This is a genomic window from Streptomyces sp. LaPpAH-108 (assembly GCF_000373625.1).
GTDB lineage: Bacteria > Actinomycetota > Actinomycetes > Streptomycetales > Streptomycetaceae > Streptomyces.
Genome location: NZ_KB891987.1, coordinates 581,419 through 593,485, shown reverse-complemented (window position 1 = coordinate 593,485; position 12,067 = coordinate 581,419). Strand labels below are relative to the sequence as shown.

General features: G+C 68.6%; 12 protein-coding genes. 5 read left to right on the top strand and 7 right to left on the bottom strand.

Features of this window, described 5'->3' with window-relative positions:
* Nucleotides 1-31: 31 nt before the first annotated feature.
* Entirely contained in the window at nt 32-2,080 is a 2,049-nt protein-coding gene (locus B079_RS0102750; protein ID WP_018544242.1) for a hypothetical protein, read from the bottom strand.
* Nucleotides 2,081-2,770: 690 nt separating this feature from the next.
* Between B079_RS0102750 and B079_RS35695 the strand changes: the two genes are divergently transcribed.
* Entirely contained in the window at nt 2,771-4,162 is a 1,392-nt protein-coding gene (locus B079_RS35695) for a hypothetical protein (protein WP_018544241.1), read from the top strand.
* Between the two features lie 16 nt (nt 4,163-4,178).
* Here B079_RS35695 and B079_RS0102740 read toward each other — a convergent pair whose 3' ends face one another.
* From B079_RS0102740 to ychF, 3 genes are all read right to left on the bottom strand, one after another.
* Nucleotides 4,179-4,592 (bottom strand): hypothetical protein, encoded by a 414-nt coding sequence (locus B079_RS0102740; protein ID WP_018544240.1) that lies wholly within the window; start codon nt 4,590-4,592, stop codon nt 4,179-4,181.
* The gene (locus tag B079_RS0102735; protein WP_018544239.1) at nt 4,574-4,858 is read right to left on the bottom strand and encodes a hypothetical protein; all 285 of its coding nucleotides are present in this window, start codon (nt 4,856-4,858) and stop codon (nt 4,574-4,576) included. The genes B079_RS0102740 and B079_RS0102735 overlap by 19 nt, the downstream gene beginning before the upstream one ends.
* A 278-nt stretch (nt 4,859-5,136) precedes the next feature.
* Nucleotides 5,137-6,225 carry a redox-regulated ATPase YchF gene (gene ychF / locus B079_RS0102730; RefSeq protein WP_018544238.1) on the bottom strand — a complete coding sequence of 363 codons (1,089 nt, stop codon included), beginning with the start codon at nt 6,223-6,225 and terminating at the stop codon, nt 5,137-5,139.
* 349 nt (nt 6,226-6,574) lie between these two features.
* Between ychF and B079_RS0102725 the strand changes: the two genes are divergently transcribed.
* Nucleotides 6,575-7,168, top strand: coding sequence for a DUF6542 domain-containing protein (locus B079_RS0102725; protein ID WP_018544237.1), 594 nt, complete (start codon nt 6,575-6,577; stop codon nt 7,166-7,168).
* A 31-nt stretch (nt 7,169-7,199) separates the two neighbouring features.
* Here B079_RS0102725 and ppgK read toward each other — a convergent pair whose 3' ends face one another.
* Nucleotides 7,200-7,949, bottom strand: a complete 750-nt coding sequence (gene ppgK / locus B079_RS0102720; RefSeq protein WP_018544236.1) for a polyphosphate--glucose phosphotransferase — start codon at nt 7,947-7,949, stop codon at nt 7,200-7,202.
* Nucleotides 7,950-8,049: 100 nt separating this feature from the next.
* Nucleotides 8,050-9,066 carry a 4-hydroxy-3-methylbut-2-enyl diphosphate reductase gene (locus B079_RS0102715; protein WP_086022311.1) on the bottom strand — a complete coding sequence of 339 codons (1,017 nt, stop codon included), beginning with the start codon at nt 9,064-9,066 and terminating at the stop codon, nt 8,050-8,052.
* A gap of 91 nt (nt 9,067-9,157) precedes the next feature.
* Here B079_RS0102715 and xseA point away from each other — a divergent pair, with 91 nt between their 5' ends.
* The 3 genes from xseA (at nt 9,158) to B079_RS0102700 (ending at nt 11,366) form a co-directional block, all read left to right on the top strand.
* The gene (gene xseA / locus B079_RS0102710; protein WP_026248284.1) at nt 9,158-10,396 is read left to right on the top strand and encodes an exodeoxyribonuclease VII large subunit; all 1,239 of its coding nucleotides are present in this window, start codon (nt 9,158-9,160) and stop codon (nt 10,394-10,396) included.
* Nucleotides 10,397-10,405: 9 nt separating this feature from the next.
* Complete coding sequence (locus B079_RS0102705; protein ID WP_018544233.1) at nt 10,406-10,630, top strand: exodeoxyribonuclease VII small subunit; 225 nt, start codon at nt 10,406-10,408, stop codon at nt 10,628-10,630.
* Between the two features lie 145 nt (nt 10,631-10,775).
* Nucleotides 10,776-11,366 (top strand): malonic semialdehyde reductase, encoded by a 591-nt coding sequence (locus B079_RS0102700; RefSeq protein WP_018544232.1) that lies wholly within the window; start codon nt 10,776-10,778, stop codon nt 11,364-11,366.
* Nucleotides 11,367-11,428: 62 nt separating this feature from the next.
* Here the strand turns inward: B079_RS0102700 and B079_RS0102695 are convergent, their stop codons facing one another.
* Complete coding sequence (locus B079_RS0102695; RefSeq protein ID WP_018544231.1) at nt 11,429-11,962, bottom strand: DUF4245 domain-containing protein; 534 nt, start codon at nt 11,960-11,962, stop codon at nt 11,429-11,431.
* Nucleotides 11,963-12,067: the final 105 nt, after the last annotated feature.

The window sequence follows — 12,067 nt, the reverse complement described above, 5'->3', positions numbered from 1 at the left end:
ATCCTCCGGGGGCCGGACGGAGTAGCTCCACTCATTGCCAGCTGGAGGGGAGTCCGAGTTTGTCGAAGAACGCCCGGTTGCGTTCGGTGGCGGCGTTGACGAGACGGTCGAAGCTCACCACTTCGATGTATGCCTTGCACGGCTCGTTGAAACCGAAATAACCCATGCCGTCATGGGTGGGCCGCAGGCCCGCGTATTCGCATCTGTCCACCATAGTCTTCGTGAGGTCCGCGAGGACGTAGCAGAAGGCAGGCGCCTCACGCGTCGGGGGGATCGGCCGCCCCAGCGCCGTCTTCACTCCGCCGGCGCGTACACGCTTCACGTACTCCAGGCACTGCTGGATCGGGTCCTTGTCTTCCGAAGCGTCATTGCGCATCGGCCGTTTGACCTCGATCACGACGATGGACGGCAGCGGGAGCGTTGCCCCTTCCGCCGCCAGCACCGGCGAGCCGACGAGCCGAGTCGCGAGCAAGTCGGGCTCCCGCGTCGAATCGGAACCCGTGATCGGCATGCTCTTGAGCGTCTTGTCAGAGGCGAGGTAGTCGTGGAATGCGAGCCGCTCGTCGATGATCCAGAGGTTGGAGGCATCGGTGCCAATCTCGTTCGAGTCGGTCCGCATCGGCATGAGCAGGGAGTGGATCGCGTCTTCCTTGCTGTACCTACCCTGGTCGTCGGACCTGATCTGCCTGGCGAGTACGTCAAGGATCGTTCTTCGGCGCGCCACGTAGGCGGCCAGGTCGGACTGGTTGATGTCGGTCACTGTGTTCAGGTACCGGGCGAGCCGTTCGTCGTAGCCCTCCGGCTGGGCGGAGCCTGCTTCGCCCAGGACGGCGTGGCCCTCGGCGAGCGCGGACGCTTCGAGCTTCTGGAGGTTGCTGTGCAGCAGTAGTTCGAGATCTTGCTCCTTCATGGACGGATCCACGGATACGCCGAGCTGCTCGAGTCGCGACAGGACGGGCCGGTACCTCGGAGCGCGGTTGCTGACGAACTCGTGGACCCGGGCCTTGCCCTCCTCGCGTGCTGCGCTGAGCGGTCCGGCAAGGATGCTTTCGACTTCCTTGAGCACGCTCTCCCGGATGTCGTCCATCGACACGTCTTCGATCAGTGGGGTGCCCGGCACACGTTCGCTGATGTCGAAGGCCGTACGGTCGGCGCGGACGTGGCTGTCCAGGAAGTCGGAGGACAGGTAACAGACGTACGTAAACGGGGAGGACTCCGCGTCTTTGAGCCTTCCGTAGAGCCCTGGCACCTTGCTGGTGAGGTTTTCCTCCACCACCACACGGTTCGCAGCGCACCAGTACAACCGCGGCGCGAGATTCCTCGGCGAGGACTTCAGGCGGAGGCTCACCATCTCAAACCTCTCCTCCTTGACCTCGATCGATGTCCTTTGCATGTCGGAGTACACAAAGTCATGCATCAGGCTATTGAGCGAGACCGCCCCGTCATCGTCGGCCACCGTGATGTCGGGCGCACCGCCGGGGCGCAGGAAGTACCAGATGCAGTGCTCGAAGACCTCACGGGCAATGGCCTCGACGCTCTTCAGCGCGCTCTGCTGAAAGGGCCTTTTAAACCCGTCGAGGCTCACGGTCGTGCCGACCTCAGCTGGAGCCTCCGCTTGCCCGTCCGGCTCGACCTCTCCCTGGACGGAGAAGCGGAACTGCCGCCCGTTAAGGCATCCGGCTTTGTCCTCGTAGGCGCTGCGGACCGAAACCCTGTCGAACGCCTTAAGCCAGAGCAGGCGCCCCACACCGCGGCAGCCCATATCGGCCTTGTGGTCGCTGTCCAGCGTCTCGAACGATGTCATGTTCTCCGGAGTGAAGCCCACTCCGTTGTCCTCGACGCTGAAGCCGACGATGGGCTTCAACGCCGCGCGCCCTGGGCCGACATGGCTGAAGTCGAATGCTTCCTGCTGACTACGCCGGATCCTGATGCTCAAACGACCGGGCTCCATGTCGTCGCCGAACCGGGCGTCGATCGCCTGGATGCCGTTGACCACGGCCTCCAAGAGCGGCAGAAGGGCATGGCTTTTCGGCAGACTCGTGTTCCGGACCCGACCGGCCAGCGACGTGGTCAGCGCCATCGTCTTCCTCCTCGCTCCCAGGCCGCCCACCCTATCGGCGGGCCCGGAGCAAAGCGGGCTGGGCGGCCGAAGTACCTACGAAGCGGCCTGCTCGCCGCGGCCCGTTGCTGAACCCGCAGTCCGCCACCCGCAGCGCCGGCTGAAGCTGCCAGTTGCCTGGCTTGATGTCCCGCCGACTCGCAGCGCCTAACCTGCCCGGCAGGCAGCCTGACCCCATCAGAACGAGCGTCATTTCAGCGTCAAGATATCGCCCGTAACGCCCACACCGCACATAATGCGCACACACAAAACCGCAGGTCAGGATCCCTTTGCGACCGGTTCAAGGATCGCGACACACTCCACATGATGCGTCATCGGAACAGCGTCAGCCCAAACGTCTTCCCCTCTTCGACCAGGAGAGCCGCCGGACACCGCAGCCCTCACTGCGCCGCCCGAATTCGCAAAGTCTCCTGCGCCGACAACGAAATGCGCTGTGCACCCCGTCCCCCAAGCCAGTTCACTCAGGATCCCATCAACGGCTCAGAACCCAAGCCGTTACGCATCAACACCAGGAAGAACTGTTCTCGGCGCAAACGCACCCTCCGGTACCTCTCATCCGAACGGGGGGTCCTCTGGGCAGCCCCGACTTCCCGCAGGGGCAACGGGCATTGTCTCCGGGGTCAGCGCACCCAAGGAACGGCGGGAGGCTACATGGACCAGGCCCTCAACGAGCGGCAGCAGGCCGTGCTCGACTGGGCGGGCCAGGGGTGTCCCGAAGGAGCCTGGCCGGACAGCACGTACAAGACCAGCGGACAGGCCCTGCAGAACCGAGGGTTCATCAGAATCACCAAACGCCGTGGACACTGGAGCGCCCACCTCACCGAAAAGGGGCGGCAGCATCTCATCGACCGCGGCATCCGCCCCGTGGAGCAGAGCACCCGACCGCCGGAACGCCCCGCCCGAAAATCGGCACCGCCGCGCCCCCGAGCCGTGCCGAAGGCCCTTGCGAACTACGCGGACCAGCTTCTCGATGAACTGGCCGTTGCGAACGACGGCCGTCTCATCAAGCCCATCGGATCCGGCCCGCACGCGGTGAATTGGGCGCCACGGGTCAACGCCGCCCGCAAGTCCGGCAAGATCCCCCACACGCAGGAACTCCACGCCTACCGCACCCACCGCGGCTACGAAATCAAGCTGGTCGACATCCCTGCCTGGCGCCTCGCCGAACTCACCCCACTCCCCGTGCCGGCCAGACTCACCAAACCCCACGCCGTCGTGGCCGCCCTCCAAAAGCAGCCGCAGCCCATGGGATTGACCAAACCCCTCCAGGGCCGAGCCCTGCGCATCATCCACACCCTCATCACCGCCACCGAAGCACAAGGCCACAAGGCAGCACTCGGAACCACAAAAGGCGCACCCCCGCCCCATCGACGCCGCAAGGCACCACCGCACTTCACCATCACCGCCCAAGGCGAAAGCATCGGATTCCTCGTCCTTCAAGAACAGGACCGCAGCGAACACATCCCCACCGACAAAGAACTCGCCGACGCCAAGAAGCACTCATGGATGCGCATCCCCCGCTTCGACTACACCCCCTCCAACCACCTGCGTTTCCTACTCAGCGGCGGCAGCCCGCACCGCGCCAGCGAATGGACCGACCTCCCCGACCGGCCTCTGGAAGACCAACTCGCCGAGATCGCGCAAGAGGTCGGCCTCCGCGGTGAAGCCGCGGAACGCAAACGCCTTGCAGACCAGCAGGCCAGAGAGCTACAGCAAAAGCGCTGGGAAGCCGCCATGCAGGAAGCCCACGCCGCCTACGCCCACGCCTACCGCGTCAAACAGTTCGGAGAACAGGCAGACACCTGGTACCAGGCCAGGCGCCTGACTGAATACGTCGCAGCAGTAGGCGTCCATGCCACATCACTTCCGCCCGGGCAGGAGCGGACCGAGGTCGAGGCGTGGCTCGCGTTCGCGGACGCGCACCTCCAAAACCTCACCGAATCGGCCTCAGCGCCGAAACTGCCCACGCCGCCGAAACCCAGCGGCTACGACCTCAAGCCCTTCCTCGGTCACTGGAGCCCCTACGGACCCCGCTCCTACTGAGCCGGACCAAGGGAAATCACACCGCCACGAGCCGGACCCGCTCGCCGCACAGCTTGGCCATGTCGTCAATATCGGAAGTCAGCATGACCACGGGGCGGTGCTGTCGCAGCGCGGCCTCGGCGACGGCCGCATCGATCGCGTACTTGTGTCCGTGCAACCCGGCATTCATCAGCAACTTCGAAGCAGCCCTCGACTCCTCGTCACCGACCGGGACGACCCGCAGCCCGGAAAGCACCCAGTCCAGGCGTGACTTGTTCGTACGGGCGTGGACGGCTTCGATGATGGTGAGCGCACTGATCACGACCTCCATGCCGCGCGAGCGCGCCTCAGCGATCAGAGCCACCACCTGTTCTTCGTCGGCGAGCAGCTTCGAGAGCCCTTCGCTGTCCAGGACCAGTGTCCCCTCGTGACTCAACCTGCGGCGGGCCACTCGCCCTCCTCGGCGAACACCTCGTCGAAGACCTGCCGCGCCCGCTGACGAGCCTGCCCGGAAACCGGCCCCTTGCGGCTCTCGTAGTCCGCCAGGTACTCGTCCAGAACCTGCCCGCGCAGCTCACGCTCGACCGCCTCGGCGATGAACGCGGAGAACTCCCGCTTACCCACCCGAGCCCGGATCGCCTCCGCGGTCCCCTCCGGCAACGACAGGCTCACCCGCGTCGCCGGCCCTTCCCCAATGCTGTAGGTCTTCTCGGCCATACCCCGATTGTGTCAAACGAGTAGGAAAAGCGCCACGTCGCACTACCTTCACAGCTCGGTCAGCGCCCCGCTCACACAAATCCCAGCACGGGCACCCCCATCCCTTCCCAACACGATCCCAGCACGGTACGGATGACCAGGGATGACGACAGGTGACGAGGGATCAGCTACCCCAGCACCATCCCAGCACGGGAAAAACAAAGGGCCCGACTCCGAAGAGTCGAACCCCATCTGACCTGCACGTTTGCCAGATCAGCGACGTGGCGTTATGTCACCCGTCACACATTGAAGCGGAACTCCACCACATCCCCGTCCCGCATCACATACTCCTTGCCCTCCATCCGCGCCTTCCCCTTCGCGCGGGCCTCGGCCACCGACCCCGTTTCCAGCAGGTCCTCGAAGGAGATGACCTCCGCCTTGATGAAGCCCTTCTGGAAGTCGGTGTGGATGACTCCGGCGGCCTCGGGGGCGGTGGCGCCCTTCTTGATGGTCCAGGCGCGGGATTCCTTGGGGCCGGCGGTGAGGTAGGTCTGGAGGCCGAGGGTGTTGAAGCCGACGCGGGCCAGGGTGGCGAGGCCGGGCTCCTCGGCGCCGACGGACTCCAGGAGTTCGATGGCGTCCTCCTCGTCCAGCTCGGCGAGGTCGGCCTCCAGCTTGGCGTTGAGGAAGATCGCCTCGGCCGGGGCGACCAGCGCGCGCTGCTCGTTCTTGAAGTCCTCGTCCGTCAGCTCGTCCTCGTCCACGTTGAAGACGTAGAGGAACGGCTTGGCCGTCAGGAGGTGCAGGTCGTGCAGCAGCTCGGCGCGCTCGCTGCCCTGGACGATGCCCTGGGAGAAGAGGGTGTCGCCCTTCTCCAGGATCTCCTTCGCCTCCTCGACCGCCTTCACCTTCGGCGCGACGTCCTTCTTGATCCGGGACTCCTTCTGGAGACGCGGCAGGACCTTCTCGATGGTCTGGAGGTCGGCGAGGATCAGCTCGGTGTTGATCGTCTCGATGTCGTCCTTCGGCGAGACCTTGCCGTCGACGTGGACGACGTTCTCGTCCTTGAAGGCCCGGATGACCTGGCAGATCGCGTCGGACTCACGGATGTTCGCGAGGAACTTGTTGCCCAGGCCCTCGCCCTCGGAGGCGCCGCGCACGATGCCCGCGATGTCGACGAAGTCCACCGTCGCCGGGAGGATGCGCTCCGAGCCGAAGATCGACGCGAGCTGCGCCAGACGGCCGTCGGGGACGCCGACCACGCCGACGTTCGGCTCGATCGTGGCGAACGGGTAGTTGGCCGCCAGCACGTCGTTCTTGGTCAGGGCGTTGAAAAGGGTCGACTTGCCGACATTGGGCAGGCCGACGATTCCGATCGTGAGCGACACGTTGCGACTTCCCGTTGATGAGTGGGCCAGGGGCTGCCAGGGGCCAGGTGACACCGGCCGATCCACCAGTCTACGGCGTCCGGGACAGCCGTCTCGCGTGAGCCCGCGTGCCCGACGAAGGTGCCTGTCCCGCGGGCGCGGTACCGCGCGGTACCCCTCCGCCCGGCCGCGGAGCGCGCCGCTCACCGCCCTCCCGCCCGGCCACAGATCCCGTTCACCCCCGTCCGGCCCGACCCGCCGTCCACCCCGTCCAACCCCCCCCCTCCGCCCCCGCCCCAGCGACCCCGCTCGGGCGTCTTCGGCGTGTCCCAGGGGCGATTCGGCACATAAACAGACCTAAGTTGGTCCAGTGGAGCAACACAGAACGCGATCCCCGCAGGACGGACCGCGACGCGGCACCCCGCCGCCCGCGCAGCTGCCGCCGCAGGCACGGCGCCCTCCGGCCGGGGCCGAGCGGGGCCCGCGCCCGTCCGCCGCACCCCGCGCCCCCCGCGTACGGCCGCCCCAGCCGACCGCCCCGGCCCGCCGCGGGTTCCCGGGCCCCCGGCTCACCGGGCTCGGCGGCGGCCTCTTCTGCGCGCTGGCGATGTATCTGCTCGGCTGGCTGGACCTGCTGCTGTTCGACGCGTCCCTGACCGGGTACGGCCTGCTGTTCCTGCCGGTGTGCGCGCTGACGGCGCTGTGGGTGCGCGACAACGATCTGCTGACCGCCCCCGTGGTCGTGCCGATCGCCTTCGGCGTGGGGCTCGTCCCGCTCACCGACGGCGGCGCGGGCCTGCTCGCCCGGCTGATGGGGCTGTTCACCGGCCTCGCCACCCAGGCGGCCTGGCTCTACGGCGGCACGCTGATCGCCGGGGTGATCGTGCTCGTACGACGGGTGAGGTGGGTACGGGAGCGGCGGCGCCGGGCCGCCGGGGCGGCACCGGGCCAGCCGCCGCGCTGACCCGGCACCCCGAGCCGTACAGCCCGTACGGCTACCGCTCCGACTGCGCCGCCCGCATCGCCGCGCCCACGATCCCCGCGTTGTTCTGCAGCTGGGCCGGGACGATCTCGGCCTTGATGCCCTTGATGTGCGGGAGGAACTTCTCGGCCTTGCGGCTGACGCCGCCGCCGATGATGAACAGGTCGGGCGAGAACAGCATCTCCAGGTGGGCCAGGTACTTCTGCACCCGCCGCGCCCAGTGCTCCCAGCTCAGCTCGCCGTCCTCCTTGGCCTTGCTGGACGCCCTCTTCTCGGCGTCGTGGCCGTTCAGCTCCAGGTGGCCCAGCTCGGTGTTGGCGACCAGCACGCCGTCGGTGAAGACCGCGCTGCCGATGCCGGTGCCGAAGGTGAGGACGATGACCGTGCCCTTGCGACCGCGCCCGGCGCCGAACTGCATCTCCGCGAGGCCCGCCGCGTCCGCGTCGTTGACCAGGGTCACCGGGAGGCCGCCCAGCCGCTCGCTGAACAGGGCGCGGGCGTCGGTGTCGATCCAGCTCTTGTCGACGTTGGCCGCCGTCAGGACCGTCGCGCCGTCCGCGATCACGCCGGGGAAGGTCAGCCCGACCGGGCCGGTCCACCCGAAGTGGTCGATCACCTGCTTCACGCCGTCGGCCACGCCCTCAGGGGTCGCCGGGTGCGGGGTGAGCACCTTGCAGCGCTCCTGGGCGAGATCGCCCTTGTCCAGGTCCACCGGGGCACCCTTGATCCCGGAACCGCCGATGTCCACGCCGAAGATCTGCATGGCAACACGTTACGACGTACGACTGACGGTCACGCCCCGGGCATCCCGATCGGTGTACGAGCCGGTACGCGCCGCCCCGTACACCGATGGCATCACGCCCTCACGCCTCCGGCGTACCGCTGCCCCCGCGCTCCGCCATCAGCGCCGCCGCCTCGTCGCGCAGGTCGCGGCGCAGCTCCTTGGGGAGCGAGAAGGTGATGGACTCCTCGGCGGCCTTGACCAGCTCCACGTCGCCGTAGCCGCGCTCGGACAGCCACTCCAGGACCTCTTCGACCAGGACCTCGGGGACGGAGGCGCCGGAGGTGACGCCGACCGTGGTGACGCCCTCCAGCCACGCCTCGTCGATCTCGGCGGCGAAGTCCACCAGGTACGCCGCGCGGGCACCGGCGAGCTTGGCGACCTCCACGAGCCGCACGGAGTTGGAGGAGTTGCGCGAGCCGACCACGATGACCAGCTCGGCCTCGGCGCCCATCTGCTTCACGGCGAGCTGACGGTTCTGCGTGGCGTAGCAGATGTCGTCGCTGGGCGGGGAGACCAGGCCAGGGAACTTGGCCTTCAGGGCGTCGACGGTCTCCATGGTCTCGTCCACGGAGAGCGTGGTCTGGGAGAGCCAGACGACCTTGGACGGGTCGCGGATCTCGACCTTGGCGACGTCCTCGGGGCCGTCGACGAGCTGGATGTGCTCGGGGGCCTCGCCGGAGGTGCCGATGACCTCCTCGTGGCCCTCGTGGCCGATCAGGAGGATGTCGTAGTCGTCCTTGGCGTAGCGGACGGCTTCCTTGTGGACCTTGGTGACCAGGGGGCAGGTGGCGTCGATGGTGGCCAGGCGTCCGCGCTGGGCCTCCTCGTGCACGGTGGGGGCGACGCCGTGGGCGGAGAACATCACGATGTTGCCCGGGGGCACCTCCTCCGTCCGCTCGACGAAGATCGCGCCCTTCTTCTCCAGGGTCTGGACGACGTACTTATTGTGGACGATCTCGTGGCGGACGTAGATCGGGGCCCCGTACTGTTCGAGGGCCTTCTCGACGGCGATCACGGCGCGGTCCACACCGGCGCAGTAGCCCCGGGGGGCGGCGAGCAGGACACGGCGGCCAGGCGAAGCGGTCATGCGTCCCATCGTAAGGCCGGGTACGGCACCCCGTAGATCCCCCCGGGGGAGGTGTTCGGCGGACAGCTCCTTTGTCGGTGGCGGCCGTTAGTCTCGCGGCATGGCTGTGAACACGTCCCCCGAAGCCCCGCTGCCCGTCGGTGACGTCTCCCGGCTGATCGGCGGCTGGATCGACCGGCTCGGCGCGGTGTGGGTCGAGGGGCAGATCACGCAGTTGTCGCGGCGTCCGGGGGCCGGGGTGGTCTTCCTGACCCTGCGCGACCCCTCGCACGACATCTCGGTGAGCGTGACGTGCTACCGCCAGGTGTTCGACGCGGTCGCGGACGTGGTCGGCGAGGGCGCGCGGGTCGTGGTCCTGGCCAAGCCGGAGTGGTACGCCCCGCGCGGGCAGCTCTCGCTGCGCGCCGCCGAGATACGGCCCGTGGGCGTGGGGGAGCTGCTGGCCCGGCTTGAGCGGCTGAAGAAGTCGCTGGCGGCCGAGGGGCTGTTCGCGGCCGACCGCAAGAAGCCGCTGCCGTTCCTGCCCCAGCTGATCGGCCTGGTGTGCGGGCGGGCCTCGGCGGCGGAGCGGGACGTGCTGGAGAACGCCCGGCACCGCTGGCCCGCGGTCCGCTTCGAGGTGCGCAATGTGCCGGTGCAGGGGGTGCACGCGGTGCCGCAGGTCGTCCAGGCGGTCAAGGAGCTGGACGCGATGGACGAGGTGGACGTCATCGTGGTGGCCCGGGGCGGCGGCAGCGTGGAGGATCTGCTGCCGTTCTCCGACGAGGAGCTGGTGCGGGCGGTGTCCGCGTGCCGTACGCCGGTCGTCTCGGCCATCGGGCACGAGCCGGACAGCCCGCTGCTCGACCTGGTGGCCGATCTACGGGCGTCCACGCCGACGGACGCGGCCAAGAAGGTCGTCCCGGACGTGGGTGAGGAGTCCGAGCGGGTGCGGATGCTGCGCGACCGGGGGCGGCGCTGTGTGCGCGCGGTCCTGGAGCGCGAGGAGCGGGGGCTCGCGCATGCGCTGGCCCGGCCCTCGATGGAGCAGCCGCACCGGATGCTGGACGAGCGGTCGGCGCAGGTGGACGCCCTCCTTGAGCGCGGCAGGCGCACGCTCGGCCATCTCCTGGACCGCGCCGACTCCGAGCTGACCCACACGCACGCGCGCGTGGTGGCCCTCTCCCCCGCCGCGACGCTCCGCCGGGGGTACGCGGTGCTCCAGCGGGCCGACGGCCACGTGGTCCGCGCGCCGGACGAGGTGACGGACGGCGAGACGCTGCGGGCCCGGGTCTCGGCGGGCGAGTTCGCGGTGCGGGTGGATACCCATGGCGGTGGGGATGTCGGTGGCGATGCTTAGGGTGGGCGGATGACCAGCAAGGTGGACGAGGCGCTGTCGTACGAGCAGGCGCGGGACGAGTTGATCGAGGTCGTACGGCGCCTGGAGGCGGGTGGTACGACGCTGGAGGAGTCGCTGGCGCTGTGGGAGCGCGGCGAGGAGCTGGCCAAGGTGTGCCGCCGCTGGCTGGAGGGGGCGCGGGCGCGGCTGGACGCGGCGCTGGCGGAGGAGGCGGAGGCCGAGGGGGACGAGTAGCGGGGGCGCACCCTCTCTCGGGCGCGCGCCCTTCGTCTCGCAGGCGCGCGCACCCTTCGTTCAAGCTTTAACTTCTCTCGCGTAGGGTCGTCCCGTTCAGTCGGCCCGGCACCTCGGGCCGGACGCGTATCCGAGGAAGTCACGCATGTCTCTCGTTCTCGACCCGGCCGCCCAGGACCTGCTGTTCCGCGAGGCCCGCACCGCGAACACCTTCACCGACGAGCCGGTGACCGACGAGCAGGTCCGGGCGATCTACGACCTGGTCAAGTTCGGCCCGACCGCCTTCAACCAGACCCCGCTGCGCATCACGCTGGTCCGCTCCCCCGAGGCCCGCGAGCGCCTGGTGGCCCTGATGGCCGACGGCAACAAGCCCAAGACGGCCACCGCGCCGCTGGTCGCGATCCTGTCGGCGGACAACGAGTTCCACGAGGAGCTGCCGACCCTGTTCCCGGCGTTCCCGCAGGCCAAGGACCTGTTCTTCGCCGAGCGCCCGGTCCGTGAGCGCTCCGCCGCGATGAACGCCGCGCTCCAGGCCGCCTACTTCCTCGTCGGCGTCCGCGCGGCCGGCCTGGCAGCGGGCCCGATGACCGGCTTCGACTCCGAGGGGGTCCGCAAGGAGTTCCTGGACGACGACCACACCCCGCTGATGGTCGTGAACATCGGCCACCCGGGCCCGGACGCCTGGTACCCGCGCTCGCCGCGCCTGGCGTACGACGAGGTCGTCACGACCGTCTGAGCGGCCGTACGGCGCACAGCGAAGGGGCCCCGGATGCCGTCCGGGGCCCCTTTCGCGTGCGGTTACTTCTCGTTCTTCATCTTCAGCGCCGCCGCCATCGCGGTCAGCCGGTCGAAGGACGCGGTGCCCGCGACCACGGTCGTGGAGCCGGGGGTGTCCTCCAGGACCAGCCCGTCGTAGCGGCCACCGGTGTACCGGGTCCAGGTGCGGCCGTCGATCTCCTCGGTGCGCTTGGTCGCCTTGGCGCCCTGGGTCGCCTCGTCGATGACGTCGGCGCGCTTGCCCGTGGACTGCTCGACCTGCACGTACTGGCCGCCCGGGGCCTGGAAGCCGAGGTGCCAGCGGTCGGAATCCTCGCCCTGGAAGCGTACGGAGGTCGCTTTCCAGGTACTCGGCAGTCCCTCGGGGGCGGCCACCGGGTAGCTCGCCGCACGGCGGGCACCGGCCGTCTCCACCGTGTAGTCGACCCGTTTGAGATCGGGGGCGTGATCGTCGTGCGGGACGAAGACATAGATGACCGCCGCCGCGATACCGATGAGGGCCAGGGAAAGGATCATGTCCCGGACCGTCTTCTGCTTGCCGTTCGTACCTGCCACGTCCCCTATGGTCGCAGGTGCCCCGAGCGCTCATCCGTGGGGCCCCCTGCTCATTTTGTCGGTGCGACGCTAGAGTCAGGAATCGAACCCTCATCCGGCCGTCGT

Bases quoted from the DNA above. Each gene is read 5' to 3' on its own strand.
- B079_RS0102750 (WP_018544242.1), bottom strand. From the start codon at position 2,080: ATGGCGCTGACCACGTCGCTGGCCGGTCGGGTCCGGAACACGAGTCTG.
- B079_RS35695 (WP_018544241.1), top strand. From the start codon at position 2,771: ATGGACCAGGCCCTCAACGAGCGGCAGCAGGCCGTGCTCGACTGGGCG.
- B079_RS0102735 (WP_018544239.1), bottom strand. From the start codon at position 4,858: ATGGCCGAGAAGACCTACAGCATTGGGGAAGGGCCGGCGACGCGGGTG.
- ppgK (WP_018544236.1), bottom strand. From the start codon at position 7,949: ATGCAGATCTTCGGCGTGGACATCGGCGGTTCCGGGATCAAGGGTGCC.
- B079_RS0102715 (WP_086022311.1), bottom strand. From the start codon at position 9,066: ATGGGACGCATGACCGCTTCGCCTGGCCGCCGTGTCCTGCTCGCCGCC.
- xseA (WP_026248284.1), top strand. From the start codon at position 9,158: ATGGCTGTGAACACGTCCCCCGAAGCCCCGCTGCCCGTCGGTGACGTC.
- B079_RS0102705 (WP_018544233.1), top strand. From the start codon at position 10,406: ATGACCAGCAAGGTGGACGAGGCGCTGTCGTACGAGCAGGCGCGGGAC.
- B079_RS0102700 (WP_018544232.1), top strand. From the start codon at position 10,776: ATGTCTCTCGTTCTCGACCCGGCCGCCCAGGACCTGCTGTTCCGCGAG.